Source organism: Pseudoalteromonas sp. PPB1 (assembly GCF_015356275.1).
Taxonomy (GTDB): Bacteria; Pseudomonadota; Gammaproteobacteria; order Enterobacterales; family Alteromonadaceae; genus Pseudoalteromonas; species Pseudoalteromonas rubra_D.
Map to the genome: position 1 here is coordinate 1 of NZ_JACEQV010000047.1, position 17,354 is coordinate 17,354.

At 48.7% G+C, this 17,354-nt stretch carries 12 protein-coding genes; 3 read left to right on the forward strand and 9 right to left on the reverse strand.

What is annotated here, in order from left to right; all coding sequences use genetic code 11:
• Positions 1-294 precede the first annotated feature (294 nt).
• From IY568_RS23835 to IY568_RS23845, 3 genes are all read right to left on the reverse strand, one after another.
• Positions 295-489, reverse strand: coding sequence for a hypothetical protein (locus IY568_RS23835; protein ID WP_194868899.1), 195 nt, complete (start codon positions 487-489; stop codon positions 295-297).
• Positions 490-1,411: 922 nt separating this feature from the next.
• Positions 1,412-3,067: a hypothetical protein gene (locus IY568_RS23840; protein ID WP_194868900.1), complete on the reverse strand. Its 1,656-nt coding sequence runs from the start codon at positions 3,065-3,067 to the stop codon at positions 1,412-1,414.
• Positions 3,068-3,132: 65 nt separating this feature from the next.
• The gene (locus IY568_RS23845) at positions 3,133-5,010 is read right to left on the reverse strand and encodes an alkaline phosphatase PhoX (protein ID WP_194868901.1); all 1,878 of its coding nucleotides are present in this window, start codon (positions 5,008-5,010) and stop codon (positions 3,133-3,135) included.
• 243 nt (positions 5,011-5,253) lie between these two features.
• Here IY568_RS23845 and IY568_RS23850 point away from each other — a divergent pair, with 243 nt between their 5' ends.
• A complete protein-coding gene (locus tag IY568_RS23850) occupies positions 5,254-5,796 on the forward strand; it encodes a DUF6942 family protein (RefSeq protein WP_194868902.1) in 543 nt (180 codons plus the stop codon).
• Between the two features lies 1 nt (position 5,797).
• Here IY568_RS23850 and IY568_RS23855 read toward each other — a convergent pair whose 3' ends face one another.
• Genes IY568_RS23855 through IY568_RS23870 form a run of 4 tightly spaced genes read right to left on the reverse strand, consistent with a single transcriptional unit; the run spans position 5,798 to position 11,630 of the window.
• Positions 5,798-6,463 carry a class I SAM-dependent methyltransferase gene (locus IY568_RS23855; RefSeq protein WP_194868903.1) on the reverse strand — a complete coding sequence of 222 codons (666 nt, stop codon included), beginning with the start codon at positions 6,461-6,463 and terminating at the stop codon, positions 5,798-5,800.
• A gap of 9 nt (positions 6,464-6,472) precedes the next feature.
• Complete coding sequence (locus IY568_RS23860; protein WP_194868904.1) at positions 6,473-10,129, reverse strand: AAA family ATPase; 3,657 nt, start codon at positions 10,127-10,129, stop codon at positions 6,473-6,475.
• A complete protein-coding gene (locus tag IY568_RS23865) occupies positions 10,126-11,346 on the reverse strand; it encodes an exonuclease SbcCD subunit D C-terminal domain-containing protein (protein WP_194868905.1) in 1,221 nt (406 codons plus the stop codon). The genes IY568_RS23860 and IY568_RS23865 overlap by 4 nt, the downstream gene beginning before the upstream one ends.
• A gap of 53 nt (positions 11,347-11,399) precedes the next feature.
• Positions 11,400-11,630 carry a hypothetical protein gene (locus IY568_RS23870; RefSeq protein WP_010381399.1) on the reverse strand — a complete coding sequence of 77 codons (231 nt, stop codon included), beginning with the start codon at positions 11,628-11,630 and terminating at the stop codon, positions 11,400-11,402.
• 435 nt (positions 11,631-12,065) lie between these two features.
• On the opposite strand from IY568_RS23870, the gene IY568_RS23875 reads away from it, so the two are divergent.
• Entirely contained in the window at positions 12,066-12,560 is a 495-nt protein-coding gene (locus IY568_RS23875) for a DUF6702 family protein (protein WP_125560261.1), read from the forward strand.
• Positions 12,561-12,709: 149 nt separating this feature from the next.
• On the opposite strand, the gene IY568_RS23880 is transcribed toward IY568_RS23875, so the two are convergent.
• Together IY568_RS23880 and IY568_RS23885 are read right to left on the reverse strand one after the other, a co-directional pair.
• Complete coding sequence (locus IY568_RS23880; RefSeq protein ID WP_194868906.1) at positions 12,710-14,161, reverse strand: metallophosphoesterase; 1,452 nt, start codon at positions 14,159-14,161, stop codon at positions 12,710-12,712.
• Positions 14,162-14,247: 86 nt separating this feature from the next.
• Positions 14,248-15,039 (reverse strand): substrate-binding periplasmic protein, encoded by a 792-nt coding sequence (locus tag IY568_RS23885; protein ID WP_194868907.1) that lies wholly within the window; start codon positions 15,037-15,039, stop codon positions 14,248-14,250.
• Between the two features lie 175 nt (positions 15,040-15,214).
• Here IY568_RS23885 and IY568_RS23890 point away from each other — a divergent pair, with 175 nt between their 5' ends.
• Positions 15,215-16,792: an alkaline phosphatase D family protein gene (locus tag IY568_RS23890; protein WP_125560255.1), complete on the forward strand. Its 1,578-nt coding sequence runs from the start codon at positions 15,215-15,217 to the stop codon at positions 16,790-16,792.
• Positions 16,793-17,354: the final 562 nt, after the last annotated feature.

The following is a 17,354-nucleotide window of genomic DNA, read 5'->3' on the forward strand; positions in this document are numbered from 1 at the left end:
TGAGTGGAGAAAGCTACAGATTGAAAGACAAGCGCCGAGCAGGCGCAATACCTGAGTAAGCAAGTGGATCAATTTTAAATGATCGAATTCAGGCTGAAAGTGGATCAGTTTTCGGTGATCGTTGACAGTGTGAGTTAGCTTCTTTCTTATCAGACTACCAACGAGTGTCTACACTCACCCAGGCGATGGAGCAACCCTGGGAGCTTTCGTGAATACGCGCCTGCACTTTCTTATTGGCTGCCAGCGCATAAATTAAAGTTGAATACATTTGGTTTTTGTTTTTTGCTTCAGGTCTTAAGGTAAAGTAAACACCACTTTGCGGCGTGCAGTTTGCCAGCTTTTCATCGGCCGGAATCCAACGTAGATGTTGCCATTTTCACTGGTATAAAGTGTTTCAATGACGCTTGTACAGCCTATACTGCTACAGGTATTGGCCTGTGCGCCTAAAGAAGTCAGAGCTAAAGCAACTGATAAAATGAGCTTTTTCATTATAATAATCCTTATTTAATATATGCTAAGTAAATAGTAAAACCCTGTAGGGGCATTGTTTTTTATAACTTTTGTTATTGCTATTCAAAACTCTATAGTAACAACCTTATCGGTACAATGTGAACATGTTTGCTCTGAACTTGTTCTGACTCACATCGTGGAATGGCTTAATGATAAATCGGCCCCTCAGACCTTAAAAAGTAGTCTAAATTCAGCGGAAGCAGCGTACTTTACCTTGCTCAATGACCGCACTGAACTATCGGAACTGGACTCACATCGACCACCAAATCCTGATAACCTGGTCAACGAGCGGGGGGCGCCGAGTCTGCGATGATAATTAATCATCGGTCGCTTAACGTACGAGTGGAAATACTGATTAGCGCACAGTGCAAGCCCAGCTAAAACTGCTCATTTCACCTTGCGCAAAGGCCGCGCTAAAGCACGGCTTTGCACGACACATCCATGAAAAGCGCTAATTGAGCGGGGACGCCGAGTCTGCGATGATTAAGGTACGAGTGGCAATACTGATTAGCGCACAGTGTAAGTCCAGCTAAAACTGCTCATTTCACCTTGCGCAAAGGCCGCGCTAAAGCACGACTTTGCACGACACATCCATGAAAAGCGCTAAGTGAGCGGGGACGCCGAACCTGCGACGCTTAACGTACGAGTGGAAATACTGATTAGAGCACAGTGTAAGTCCAGCTAAAACTGCTCATTTCACCTTGCGCAAAGGCCGCGCTAAAGCACGATTTTGCACGACACATCCATGAAAAGCGTTCGCAGTGCGGGGACGCCGAGTCTGCGATGATTCTTAATCATCGGTCGCTTAACGTACGAGTGGAAATACGTCCCTGTAGGGGGCTTCCGGCTTTTCATCCATGAAAAGCGCTAAGTGAGCTGCGACGATTATCAATCGTCGTTCTCACTTAGCCCAATCAAGCTGCATGTCCCATTGGTGTTGGTTTTCTGCTTTTAGCGGAGCCTGGGAGTCGTCTACTTGTTGCAGTACGTTACTTGCTTCTACCAGCGTTGCGTCGCGACCAAACAGGTAGCTTTGCTCTTCCACTATGGTTCTGTATGCTTTATTCAGTGCCAGTGCGCGCTCTTTTGACGGGGTGATCAACTCGTACAGGTTATCTGCCGACTCCACTTTTTCTTTGTCGACCGTGCCATCTGCTTTGAACCACTTTTGCAGCATTTCGCGGTTCTGGCGGAATTCGTCGCCACCACCGACCCGGTTCATGTATGTCAGGAACTCGCCGAGTGTTTCGCCTTTGTTGGGGACATCTTTCATTTCTTTAAGGTTGATATAGCCCCAGCCGCGTGCGCCTTCTACTTTGCGGGCAAACGAGAAGGTCTGATCATAGGTTGAGCCGATGGTTTTGTGACAACCGTTACAAAATGCCAGCTCCTGCTTATGCTGTGGTCTCAGGTTACCTTGTTTGTCCTCAATATAACCATTGATGGTCCAGCCAAAGGTGTTGTTGATACCCTGATCGCCCAGATACAGGGTTTGCGGCAGATTTTCGAATTCTTTCTCTTTTTCTTCACGGTGATATGAAGAATTCAGTGACTGGCGAGTCTTAAACCTGTGCTTTTTCATGTAGCGTACTTCTTTCATGCGCGGCGCGTTGTAAATACCACCATTTTCGTCTACACCAATGTAACGTACGGTATGCAGGAACTCAGTTTCCTGGGGGTACAGCATATGCGCCAGTGCATCTGTGGCATCACCCACATAATGTGATTGCCTAGTTATCTCGCTGATTTTGGTAAGCTGATTATCGCCATTTAAATCCTGTCCAATGCGTTGTTCTGAGATTAATGGTGTTGAGATCTTATCTAAGCCTTTTAATGCCAGTTCAACCAGACTCAGGTTTGCCAGGTACACATCCTGATTATACACGCCGCCTTTTGAGCGAAACGCTTCGGGCAAACGGATCATCACATCACCCGTGGAGCCGTTGGTGGGCCAAAACGTCGACGGGAAGGGCTTGTAGTTAAACGCCACCCAGCCGCTGCCATCTCTGGCAAAGCCCATCTCATCAAAGGCTTTTTCCGGATAGGCCAGATTTTCCAGCGGAGTTATTTCACCGCGCCATTGCTTGTCTTGTTTCAGCTTTTCGATAAACGGGGTGTAATTATCCTGATTGATCCACGCCATGATCTCTTTATCTGGCACACCTGCGATCAAATCTGTCCGGTCAACAAAGAGGTTTTTCCAGTGGTTTTTCAGGCCCAAGTCAGAGAATTCATACACGCCCTGCAAATGCCCATCGCGCATCGCGTTGGGTCTTTCTGGCTCTTGCTGATAAGACTGATGGCAGGCATAACACGGATTATTTACACCATCGGTTTTAGTGTAACACTGAGGTGGGATCACCGACTCGGGGTTATAGACCTCATCGTGTTCCATGTAAGCGGTTGCCGGAATATCATCACCCGGTTTGTACGGTGCAGCTTTATGCGCTGACTGCGAGGCTATCAGTTCGGCAGCTTGAGTATGATGTTGTGATTCTTCGCAGCCGGTCAATGCCAGGCCAGTGAGTACCGCCAGGCCGATTACTTGGTATTTCATTTTTATGACGCCCATTTTTGGATAAAAAAATGCGGTGCCACGAACGGGCACCGCGAGTCTTACAATTACTTAGAGTTAGGATCGTACAACCACAGGGTGTTGTTTTCCTGGATACCGTCTTCACCAATGATGATGCGGCCGTCCTGCATAACAATCACGTTATCAGGCTGAGATAGCTGATTGACATCACACTCTTGTGCACCAGTCAGGCTAGAGCGGTGCGTACCACCCATAACAACAGGCTCAATACGAGTCAGGTTGTAGTTGTTATCGATGTGGGCACGGTAAACACCACCACAATCTTTAACACGCGCAGACAGTTGAATATCACCTTCCGGATCAGTCATCGTGTTATCAATGTCTGCAACGCCGATATACATGTATGCCTGCTCAACCACTTCGCCTGGAACCATGTCCTGACCAGTTACGGCTTCTACTACGCGATCGTAGTTGATGCTGATCCCTTCCAGCTTACGCCATTCTGCCGTTGCGCCTAATTGTCTTGCCGCCTGACGAGACTCCAGGAATGCTGAACGGTTATCCATTGGCTTGCCCGCCGTAACCAGACCACCACCTTGCGCCAGTGTTGGGTAAGTTTCTGCACCATCTGCCCATGCTTTTACGTCAGCCACAGAAAGATAGCTTGTCTGGCCTTCAACGAAGTCTTCAGTGTCGATCTCATCGTACTCAGCAATCCAGGCTTCAATTTCGGCATTGGTGCCAGATGCAATTTCAACCCACTCAACATCAAAACCAGTCACAGCCGGATCGTTCAGGCCCTTGTCCTGAGTCAACTTCGCACCATAAAGCGTACCTGAGCTCAGGTCTTTAGGTTGATCTGCAACGAACTTAAACAGTACACCGCCGGTATCATCCTGAGAAGAGTACACTGTGCGTTCATCAGGCATAACTAAGGAGTTTTCATGCTCGTAACGACCAATGGTGAAATGCTTCACAACATCTGGTGTATCAGAAAGCGGATTTTGCACTTCAGCAATATAACCGTAGCGGTAAGGGTTAGGGAATTCAGGCGTAACCAACTCTTTCATTCTGTCTATACGCGTGAAGGCCGGGTCATTCCACTCAGCATGTTGAGTAGTGTCGACGTCAGATCTTACAATCCACTCTTCAGACGTTAGCGGTGTGCCCCATGGAGATACTGAGCCAAAACAGTTTGCCGCGGTGCCTTTGACTCCATCAAAGTCGAGCATCATGGCTTCTTCAATGTTCCATGTACCTGCGTCGCTCTTGCTCATTTTAAGACGGCTCATGCCACCTGGGTATGATTCCCAGTTAGTAAACAGGTAACCTGTATTTTCTTCGTCAGCACTTGGAATAAAACCATTGAAGTCCGGGTTATCATTTTCAATGATCTTGTCACCAGAAGTGATACCGTAGTGCACACCTAAGCCACCGGCCAAGCCTTTTTCGCCCAGGTCGGCATACACATCACCGGTCTGACCCAGGATCTGATATTGACCAATCGCAGTCACAACCGTTTGCATCTCAAACTCTGTCGCTGGAACAGGTGAGCTCACAATATTACGTGGTAACTCGTTGAAATTAACACCCGTTAATACACCCACAGTACCACCGTTGTAAGGGCGTTCGTTTCCATCTTCCAATGTATTCGCATCGCTTGGGTGCTGAACATTGAAGAACAAATCACCTTGCTCAGTCAGGAACAAACCTGTGACTTCAGCACCTGCTGGCACAGTGGCGATACGGATTAGGCCTGAACCACCGTTTTGACCATCTTTGCCTGCAACACCATCAGTGCCGTTCGTGCCATTAGTACCGTTAGTGCCTTGCTCTCCCTGAACACCTTGCTCACCCTGAACACCTTGCTCGCCCTGAGGGCCTTGTTTACCATCATCACCATCACAGGCGGTCAATGCCACTGTGACGGCAGCGGCGATCAACGAATATGCTATGCGCTTCATTAGTTACTCCGAGTTAGTTGCTACGATTGCTACAGTTATTGTTATAAAGCGCACAATAGGTTGGAGTGAACCGGTTACAGATACATTGCTTAAATATTAAGGTTTTCAGTCATTTATAAGTCAATCAAAAGACACAAGGAATAAATTATTGCTATCCCTTGATGTAAAGGGGGTTTACACAGGATTGAATAACAAAAACAGGTATAATGCGTTTAGCATTTGCATACACCTTTTTTAGAGATCATGAATTTACCAACTTACGGATTTGGCGCAGAGCAAGGTTTGCTGGCCATTTATGTCGAGCACCCACCAAAACTTTCAGAATTTCAAAAGTTAAATAAAGTCATAGCCTTACAGACTGGAGAAATTGATTACATCAACCAGCAATGTGGTAATGGTTGGCGCAAGGTGTTTAATGTGTATGCCAAATTTATAGCAGAACTCAGTCACCCAGATCACGATTTTACTAACCAGCCAGAACATTACTCAAGCTGGCAAAAATACCGGGATAAGCGACTGTTACAGCAGGGATGTCAGGAGGCTTTGCTGTTTTCTGCGCCAGATCTGGCAGCAAATCGCTATGACTGGCACATCATAGCGGGCCGCACCTATGCAAAGACATTGCTCCGGGATCATATTTTTACTAACTCTTTGCACTGGCTGGATGAGGAGTTTGCCATTGATCCCGTCAATAAGTTGCTGATCTGCCCGTATTTGGATTATCGCCAGCTTAGTAATATTAAGATCTCAAAATTAGTTGAGTTGCTCAATACAGGCCATGCCTGACTTATTGCCTGACGCAAGTTAAGCCACTGAATCCAAGGGCTTTAAAGAACATGTGCGCGGACGAAAAGCCACTTTCATCCAACAGCTCTGCCAGCCGGATCCGGTCGAGTGGGTAAAATTCGTGCTCCAGATTGTAGCGCATACGTTCTTCACCAACCGCAGTCAGCCCCATAGCGCGGCAATGCTTAAGCTGAGACTCGCGCTCAAACTGGGTTTCGGGCTTCATCAAGTCTGCCAGTAGCAGCTGTTCACCAGGTTTGAGATTGCTATGAATTGACGCCAATAGTGCCAGCTTAGCGCCATTATCCGGCACAAAATGCATCACCAGCAGACACAGTGCAACATCAGCCTGATACTGTCCGGGCTCCAATGGTCCCGAATGTATGGTCACGCGCTCCGAGAGCCCGGAGTTAGTAAAATTTTGATCTGCGATGGCCAACATGTCGTCAGAGACATCTTGTACGATGAAAGTCCAGTGTGGATTGCTATGGGCCAGCTGTAATACTTCTTTGCCCGTACCAGCTCCCACGATCAAAATTTGCGCTTCCTGAGGGAGCACAGTCTGTAATTGTGCCTGCACCAATTCATGAAGCAGCTGATAACCGGGCACCAGGCGCTCAATACGGCTGTCGTAATGGGTTGCTTCATCCTGTGTAAAACTGGGCATGGTATGTCCTTATCGTTCACTGATGGTGACCGACGAATACCCGCCAGCCTGTTTCTGTACTTTAATTTGTGTAGCGACTCGCTCCGTCATTTCGGCCACATGAGAAATCACGCCCACTTTGCGCCCTTGTGACTGCAATGCATCGAGCGCGTCCAGTGCCACGCTGAGCGTTTGTGGATCCAAAGTGCCGAACCCTTCGTCGATAAACAGCGAATTGATTTGCACCTGATTTGAAGACAGAGACGCCAGACCCAATGCCAGCGCCAGGGAAACCAGGAAGGACTCACCACCGGACAAAGTGTTTACACTGCGCTGTTCATCGGCCATATCACGGTCAATAATAGCGATCTCCAGCGACTGACCGATGACGGTTAATCGGTAACGGTGACTCAGACTGGCGAGGTGATGATTGGCATATTGCAACAAGATCCTGAGCGTTTGTGTTTGAGCCAGATTACGCATGGTTTTACCCGTGGCATCACCCAACAAGCGATTTAACAGATGCCAGAGTTCGTATTCGGCCTGCTGTGCCTGAAGTGCCTCATATTGCTCGGCCAGATAAGCCTGGTTGTCTTCATGCTGTTTCAGTACTGCATTTACACTGATCAACTGCGCCTGATTGGCATCACGCACTTGTTGCAACTGAACCAGTCGCTCACTAAGCTGTGCCTTGGCTTGCTCGGTCACAGGCTTAGCGCGCAAAGATGCCAGCTCTTCTTGCAAGTGAGCGTGCTTGTTCTGCGCACTGTGTAATGCTTTGCTCACAGCCTCATATTCGGCCAACAAGGCTTGCCACTGCAACTTATCCCATTGTAACAGCGCCTCAACATCCGCTTCTGTGAGCGTGTCGAACTGAGTTTGCAGTTCCGCCAGCCAACTCTGGTAACGGATCTGAACTTTTGCCAGCGATTCTTCTAGTTGTTGTTGCGATTGCTGCTTATGAGCCAGCGTCAGTGCCTGTGACTCCTGCGCCTGACGCAGATCTGCAACACGCTGCGTTGCCTGAGCCTGGTTACTTTCAGCGTGCTGTTGTTCATCCAGTAAAGACTGATGCCAATTGTCTGCGCTAATCTCAAGTGGCTGGATCGCTGTTCGTTCACTGGTCAGTACTTCCCCTTTTTCAGCCAGAGCGTGGCGGGCTTGCGCCGTTTTATTAAGCTGTGCCTGTTTATCCTGACTTTGCTGGCGCAGCAGTTTAGCCTGCTGTTCACCTTCATCAATCTTTTGCTGTAATTCACTGAGCTGTTGCAGTTGCTGCTGCCTGACATGCACTTGCTCGCCCAATTGAGTGATAGCTTGATCCGGTGATTGCTCAAACACCTGCCACCATGCAGAGGTTGAATATAACTGCCGGACCTGCGACAGGGTTTCTTGCTGCTCTGTCGCAAGCTCTGTTTGCCGGGTTTGGGCATAAGCCATTGCCTGTGCGGCACGTTCGAGCTGACTTTGTAACTGTTGGTTTTGTTGTTCCAGTTGCTGTATGTCGCGCTGAGCTGTCTGCTGTTGCTGCCAAAGCTGTTGCTGTGTTTTACTTAGCTGGCTGTAGGTTTGCAGCTTGTGATCCAACTGAGCCAGCAACGCCTGAGGATCCGCGGTATCGCGCAACTCAGCAGGCAACTGCGCCAGTAATTCGGCAATTTGCGCAAGCTTGCTGTTGAGCTGTGCTTCATGTTGCAGTGCTGCCTGTAGCTGACCATTGCACTGTTCAGCCTGGCCAACCAGGTCATGGTAACGTTGCTGCGTCTGCGCGCGGGCTTGTTCAGCAGCCTGATATTGCGATTCAAAATCAGCAATCAGAGTTTGCCAGTGACTGTCGATGTGATCCACACCATAAGGGTGCTCCGTCGAGCCACACACCATGCATTCCTGGCCCGCAACCAGCTGAGTTCTCAGTTTGCTAACACTGTCACTGGCCCGAAAGCGGACTTGCTGCAAATTTTCCTGAGTCAGCAACACCCGCTGTCTGGTCAGTTCATCTTGCTGCTCAGTGTCTTTAAGTTGCTGTTGCAGGCTGTGATGTTGATGCCGCAGACGATCAATGTGCAGACGGTGCTCGCCCTGCTCCTGTTTCAGCTGGGCATGCTGTGACTGGTTTTGCTGCGCCTGAATTAACTGGGTACGCTGAAATTGTAATGTCTCATAATCCAGCTCACTCAGCTGCGACTGAGTCGTGCTCAGGTTTTGCTGAATATCGGCTAATTGTTGATGTAATTCTGTCAGTCTGGGTTGCAGCGCCTGTTGCGTTTGTGTGTCTTTGTCTGCACAGGCTTGTGTGTGTTGTTGCTCATCCGCCAGTTTACCAAGCTGTGCCTGACATGCCTGCCAGTGTTTTAATGCACCGCTGATCTGTGACCACTGCTCACTCACACGCGTCAGATCCGGATCTGTCTGGCAGTCTTGCTGCAATTGGGCAACCTGCTGACTATTCTTTTGTAGCTGAGCCCCCAGCGTTTCACTGCGCTGTTGCAATGCTTCATGCTGCCCAAGTTGCTCGTTATGTTCTGCACTATTTTGTGCCAAAAGCTGTTTGTTGGCTTCGCGCTGCTGGTCCAGATCACGCAATGATTGCAGGGCAGGGGTACTGAGCTGCAACTGCTTTTTTGCCTCACTGAGTCGTGTCTGAGCGGCTTGTAGTTGATCTTGTGCAATCCGGATCTGCGGCGCGTAATCCTGCTGTTGCAACTGGCTGATATCAAGCTCTAATTGCTTAAGCTGGGCAGTCATATCCCGAGCCTGAGCCCGGTTATCTGCGATCACCTCGACAGCTTTGGCGCGCCTCGCTTTGTCAAAGTCATGGGCTTGCATAGTCAGTCGCTGCTGGCAATCAGCCTGTTCCTGCTCAGCCTGATGACATTGCTCGGCCAGCTTGTCACAAGCCTGATGCCATTGAATGCCTTGCTCCAGATGCTTTTCTTCATCACGAGCCGTGGCAATGGCAGCCGTCAAATCCGCTGCGGTTTGCTGATTTTCGGCCAGCGCTTCATCGCTAAGTAAAGTCACATGCTTAAGTGATTGCTTACGTTGTTCCAGCGCATCTTGCTTTGCTTTGTGATGTTCAAATATGGCTTTACCTATCACGCTGAACTTAGCCGTACCGGTAAGCGTTTCAAGTAATTGCGCCCGCTCATCACTGTTGGCCTTCAAAAACGCAGCAAATTCGTGCTGGGCCAGTAACACTGCACGAGAAAACTGTTCAAAGTTCAGACCCAACAACTGCTCCAGGAGCTGCTTGGCCTCGGTGGTTTTGGTTGCCAGTACCGTATCATCAGCAAGGCGCACCACCTGATGCTCAGCTTCTTTAATACGACCATCCAGCTTATTCCGGGCACGACCGACACGCCAGCTGGCACGGTAATAATCGCCATCCTGGCCACAAAAAGTCACTTCGGCGCGGGCGTTGACACAACCACGGCGCAGCAGGTTACGGGGATCATTGAGTTTCAGCTCGTCGCCGTTGAGCATCACTTTGTTTTTTGCATCGGCCTTGAGTCGGGCGGTTTTACCGTATAATGCCAGACATATTGCATCCAGCAAGGTGCTTTTACCCGCGCCAGTATCGCCGGTGATGGCAAACAGGCCGGTGTCTTTTAACGGTGGCTGGGTAAAATCAATGTCGGCATCCGCCAGTGACGCCAGGTTTTGCACCTGGATCCCTAGTAGTTTCATGCTTCCTGCTCCTGTACACTGGCCAGTACCTGCATCAGGCAATCTTGCAAAGCTTGCGGCACGGCTTGTTCACTGTCTATCTGTGCCCGATACGCCAGCTCTAATAAACTCACGGGTTCCAGTTTCTCAACCTGCCCCAGGTCTTCAAAATGCGGCATGTCTGCGCTCTGTTGCGTATTACTCACACGCTCAATGCCACAGAAGTGCACTTGTTTATCCGCCAGTGCCTGTTCAATCTTAGTGCGAAACTGACTATCGGTGTCACTGGCATTGAGCCGCAGCCTCAGGTAGGGCGTTGCTGCGCCCTGGCTCTGGTATTGCGATAAGTCGAGTTCGTTGAGCAAAGCAATGAGCTCATCCAACGTCGCCCCACCGCGCTCGGGCAGTAAAATCACCGGTTTAAGGCGCGGCACGTCAAGGGGCTTTACACTGCGAAGCTTGTTATCAGAAAACTCGACCAACAGTACCTGATGACGATAATTACGCTCAGAAAACGACATCGGCAGGGGTGTACCGCAATAGCGAATAGCCTCACTGCCAGCGACTTTTTGCGCTTTATGTAAGTGTCCAAGTGCAACATAATCGGGACGTTCCCCAAATACATCCGCAGTAATGGCATCAAACCCGCCAATGGTGATATTGCGCTCTGAATCGCCGGAAATACTGCCACCTTTGGCATGTAAATGACCCATAGCCAGCACCGGGAGTTGTGCATCTACCCCCTGGTAAGCGGCCTGGTATGCGCGTTCAACGCCACGTTGATAGGCCAAAGGATCATCGGCTTGCGTATCCAGATCGGCGCTGCGTAAAAACGGCATGGCCACAACCTGCAAAGTGCCAAGGTCAGTATTGAGGGTTTTTACCACATCCTGGGGATTATGCTTATCAAACCGGCCGACAACATGGGTGTCGAATTGACTCAGCAGTGGTTTAGCCGTTTCTATTCGATTCGCTGAATCATGATTACCCGCGGTGATCACAATGTGTAAGTCTGGATTATCGGCTTTTGCACGCCTGATAAAGGCATACAGCTGCTGCTCAGCCACCGCCGAAGGCGTAGCACTGTGATAAATGTCGCCACTGACAATCAGTACATTAATTTGATGAGAAGTGAGTGTATCGCACAGCCAGTCCAGAAAATGCTGATGTTCAGCATGACGGCTGTGCTCGTAAAACTGTTGACCCAGATGCCAGTCGGATGTGTGTAAAACCTTCATGCAGCGTTCCTTAACCTTAATGCCGGTTAATATACACTGCTTAGCTGAATAGGTTAATGGCTGAGTTGACGCCAGGCGAAAATCATCACAGGGATCACAAGTAACCACAGCGCGCGAAGATAACGGTTCTGTCTGCCATTCAGACGTTTCAGTGCCGATTTCTCGTTACACGCAGCCACTTTATCAACATAAAAGTAGCCGTTATCCAGATACTCTTTACAGTTCTGTTCGTCCGCCGGTATGGCAACGAGTTTCTCTTGTTTTTTTAGTATGTAGAAATCCATACTGCTCACCACATTTTTTGCTAAACGGGTACTTTGTACAGAGCAAAACCAACGCCAGTTTTACTCGCCGATTGAAAAGTCCGCGATTTTACTGGGAATTTAGTTCCGATTTCAACCATTGAATTTGGCTTTTTTAATTTATTTGTAAAATAGAGACAATAAATTTGCAAAATGGGAACTTGGCACGAAAATTTATTGTTATTTTGACATCATCACTATACTCATTTTATCACGCCCAAAACACGGGGTGAGTTACGTTTCGTGACAATATAGACGAATGAGGCAAAATGACCATATATGCAAATCACTCAAAAGCAAAACGTTCGCACTGCACACCGATTATTTCAATCCAGATAACAAGCTCAGCAGTAAAATAACAATAATTCCGCTCAATTCGCGGTATGATAAGACCCGAACACAACCAAGGGGTACCACATGAGGGATCGGCTGATTGCCGCACTGGCATTAATTTGGGCAAACACAGCAACAGCGCACCAAATAAAGGCTGCAATGACGACTGTACTGGTTGACTCGGGTAACGAGCAGATCGAATTAATGCACCGGTTTTACCTGCACGATACCGAGCATGCGGTGGAAGATTTGTTTGGTGAAGACGCCGACCTGTTTCAAAACCAATCGGACAGAGCCCGCTTTGCAGAATATGTGCATGACACAGTGGAATTAAAGGATGAAGCTGGCCAAGCCATTCCCTTGACGCTATACAATGGCAGTATTGACGGGCAATTTTTCTGGGTTATCCAGCGCGCCCCTATGCCAGCTAAATTGAGCCGCTTACAGATGCGTCATGATGCACTCAGAGATATCTGGCCAACCCAGGTCAATATGGTCAACTTCAAAACTCAGCACGCTGTTCAGACTCTGCATTTTAACGGCGACGATACCTGGCTGTGGGTGAAGTTTTCTCAGTAACCCCCAACAACTAACACTTTGCCCCAGTCACTAAATAGCACACCAATCAGTTACACCTTGACACTTACTCTGCAGCGCGTTTAGAGAAGAAGGTAGGCATATGTTAGCCAGGTTATCGCCACCGAATCATCAAGTGGCAACCAGTGCACTCACCGTACAATCTGGCACAGAGCTTTACCTTGTTGTGCCAGCTTACTGCCACAGTCGAGGAATACCTGGCCCTGAGTGTTATAAAACTGCCCCTGCCATTGATCGTCCTCTTCCAGCTTAATGGAGATGTAACCAAACTCTCCCTGAGTATTCCCCTGCGCGCGCTTACCATCAATTTGAGTACTGAACCCGCTGTTTGCACCGGTTGAACTCAGACTAACACCACTGTTGCCGACCACCAATTGAGGTGGACGATCACTGCCCTTACCAAAAACCAGCGACTGGTAAATATGCATATGACCAGATAGAGACAAGCTGACCTCAGACGGTAGCTGCTGCGATACAGTCGTCTTCAGCGCCGTTTGCAGCATATCTGTGATTGAAGGAGTGCCAACCGGTCCGCTTTGTCCCCAAATAGGTCTATGCGTCATCATCCATAACGGGGTTTTTACCCGAGAAGCCAGCCGCTGCAATTGAGAATACTGGTCACGATACTGGCGCGTGAGTGTTTGTGGCGAGCGTGAATCGCAAGCATTGGCAGAATCCATCACCCACAATGCCAGCGACTCCAGTTCAAGCAAATAGGGGTCTAGCATCACAATATGGTCGCTTGCTTCGCTGGGTGGCTGGCTGAATTCACCCTGATAAGGGCATGACTGCTGTGCAACACCCCCCGGTAAGTCAGAGCCAGGTCCCAGGAAATAAAACCAGCCGGGACCTGCACGGCTACACAGTTCATGATTACCGCGGGCAAATACCCAAGGTGCACTGGCCAGCAAAGACTTAGCCGGTGCAAACAAATCAGCCTGCCAACTCTGCCAGGTATCGGGTTTTGGACTGCCGCTGGCATTTTGCGAGTAATACGTTTCTGTTAGACCACATGACGGACCACCGTAACCACCATCTCCCGCATCGTACGCGTAAATATCTTTACTGATGCTGCCCGACGTACCGCGGTAGTTGAAATCCCCCATATGTAAGATCAACTGTTTGCTTTGCCTGGCACCCAGATCCGCCAGCTGAGCAAAAGGTTGCGCAGCACTTGCTCCTTCACATACTGAACTCTTACATCCGGAGTCCCCAAATACCTGAATTTGCTCGGGTGCCAGGTTGACGGGAGCCAGTTCAATTCCGCCATAAGAAAGACGATACTGAGTCTCTGGACGGATCACGGCTTCACAAACTGTGACTGGAAAATGAACGGGATCCGGATTTAATCGTCTGGCCCGGGTTTTTATCGCCTGCTCACCCGCGTGTATTAGCTGCGGACATTGCTGATCATTAATATGTGCGCCGTCGACAATGGCTCTGGCATAAACTTGCACACCCCCATCCTGTGCGGGGGCCAGCATAGTATAAGCGGCATGAACGAGTGGATCGTGTGCTGCACTGTCGGCAGTGCCCGTGCAACCAGAGAGTAAAACGACGAGAGGAAGCATATATTTGCGCATGGTTATTCCTTGTTTGCGGCTCCATTAGCTTCCTTAGTGTAGACCACAATAAGGCGGTGTTGATATTACCCCTCATTTCACACTACTCAGCGTGGTACGCTGTGATGGGTATAGCGCTCAACCAGCTCATCTATATCTGGCCGAAGGCGCTCTATTGCGCCATTAAAACGCGCCAATTGTGCTGCATCGAACAACCCTTTGCGCAATAAAAAATGCACCTGGTTGTTGTGGACCGGATAGTCCCAAATATAAAAGTTTTTAATGCCCAGCTTACGCGCCATGAAACGCCCGAGTATCTCGTCTTCGATGATAAAATCGACCCGCTTTTTTGCCAACATTTCAATACGCTGAGGGCTGCCAGAAATCCCCACCAACAAATGGCCAAAATTGGGGTTTTCGGCAAGATTTTTGAGCTCATCACCATAATAAGAACCTATGCTCAGGCCGATACGATAGCCCAACCGCAACAAAGCTTTTAAATCAATGGCCATACGGGGCTGACGCAATGAAAAAAGTCGCATTTTTTCCCAGCGATAGGGGGCTGAAAACACCCCTAACTCGGCACGTTCCTGTACGTAACTGACCATCAATAAAACATCGACCGTCCCCTTACCCAGCTGATCTAAACTTCGGGCAGAGGTAGGCAAGCGCAAAAATCGAGGGCACATGTTCAGCTGTGCGAACACCTTGCGGGCTATTTCCACATCCAACCCGTACGCCCCACGCTCATCGACCGCTGTCAGCGGCGGCCAGTCAGCGACGACGCCAATTTTAACTTCGCTGGTACACAGTTGCTGTGCACTGACTTGTGACCCATAAAAAAAAGCACCGGCAATAAAAAAACACCACATTCTGAGATACAACCTGATACCAATCACTCTCACCTGCTTATTCTCTGACCTGTATCTTTTAGTTATAGCCATTATCGCGCCAGTTTTAAATCAAAGATGTCAGATTGGCCACCTCACTGGTTAAATGTAATATTTTTGTTATATAAAATTAACATGAACACGTTTAAATACGGCCCAAAAATGATAATTAGAGTATTTACTTATGAGCCTATCCCGTCGCGATTTCTTTAAAACCAGCCTAATGCTGTCAACTGTTCCCCTTACCTTAGGACTGAGTGGCTGTACTTTTTCTCAGAGCCCGTTCAGCCATGGCGTTGCCAGTGGCGACCCATTGGATGATCGAGTGATCTTATGGACCCGCATTACCATTCCACCTGAAGTGCAGGAGCGGGTGGATATGAATACACTCAGTGTCAAAGTACTCTGGCAGGTTAGTGCAGATCCGCAGTTTTCTCACCTGATTGCTGAGGGCTATGAAATCACCGATAAACAGCGCGACTTTACCGTTAAGGTCGATGCAACCGGGCTGGCACCTGATACTCGCTATTTTTATCGCTTTATCATCGATGAATTGGATGAGCCAGTTATCTCGCCAACAGGCCGGACTAAAACGCTGCCAGCCTACGATGTTAGCCAGGTAAAACTGGCCATGACATCCTGCTCGCACTTCAGCTATGGTTACTTTAACGTGTATGCACGTATCGCCGAAATTGAAGACCTGGATGCGGTGCTGCACCTTGGTGATTACCTCTACGAATACGGCAATAAAGATGTGTACCGCAACCCGTTTTTGTGGAACCGTAAAGTACAACCAGCTCACGAAATGGTCACGCTAGATGACTATCGGGTTCGCCATGCCTGCTATAAAACCGATGAAGACTTACAAACCCTGCATCAGACCCATCCAATGATCTGTATCTGGGATGACCACGAATTCACCAACGATACCTGGTCGGGTGGAGCAGAGAACCACAATGACGGTGAGGGTGATTGGCAAACCCGTAAAGCAGCCGCCATTAAAGCCTATTATGAGTGGATGCCGATCCGTGAACCCGGCGATAACAACCGGGAACGATCTTATCGCCGCTTCCAGTTTGGCTCTTTGCTGGATCTGAATATGCTCGACACCCGTCTGATCGGCCGTGATCAACAAGTAGAGATCAAAGATCCGGCTCGTCTGGATGAATCACGGACTTTGCTGGGCTATGCACAGGAACAATGGTTATACGATAACCTGTTTGAAGCTAAGCAAAATGGCGTGCAGTGGAAGCTATTGGGCCAGCAGGTGCAGATGATGCAAATTCAGATGTTGGGTAAACCCATTAATGGTGATGCCTGGGACGGTTACCCGGCCGCACGTCATCGCCTGTTAGACTTTATCGAACAAAACCAGATAGATAACGTGGTGTTCTTAACCGGTGACGTACACTCTTCCTGGGCCGCCAACATCTGTAAAGACCCTTATGACTGGCACGAATACAACCGCTTCACTCATGAAGGAGCCATCGCAGTAGAGATCGTGACTTCCTCGGTGACATCACCATCTATTCCGGTACCGGGCTTGCAGCAGCTGGTAGGTGATGTTGGTAAAATTTTGATCCCAGAGAATCCTCACATCCGCTATGTCGACCTCGCCAATCGCGGTTTTGTAACCCTGGACATCACTCGGGACGAGCTCAACGCCAGCTGGCACCATGTGCCGTTTGTCGGCTTTAAGAATGACCAATCGCATATTGGCAAACGTTATACCGTTAAGGCAGGCAAAGCCAAACTGGTTTAACCACAACACAAATGGCACGTTACGTCATTAGGCCGTATCAGTGTCACTTTGCGGGCTTACCTAGTTCGATATCCTGGGCACACTAAAAGTGTGCCCATGCTTCATCATCCATCTGCTGGTATTGGAGTGTATTCAATCTTAAACCTTTGGAAAATTCATATTTTCACTTCACTTTACTCATCATATCCGTCATCCCGCTCTCTCTTCCGTCACGCCGACCTCGCCTCCATCATCTCGGCTTCATTTCCGTCATCGGCCTTGAGCCGGGAACCACCGACAGTAAAACGGTGGCTGACCTGAGCAAAGATCCATAGCAAACAACAAAAAATAAAAACCATTAAATATCAAAAAGATAAAAACAAACTCACACTTTTTTCAAAAAACTTGCTTGAAAAGTATTTGCCCCGGCCATAGATAGATTTGTGAGGACGCCGACAGGGTCCAAAACCAAAGTAAGACTTTGTTTTAAAAGTCTTTATTTAAGTAACGTTAGAGTTAAAAACCCGCTGTTTACTGGTTTATTGCAAAGAGTAAATAGCTTAATTATCGCTTTATGAGGATA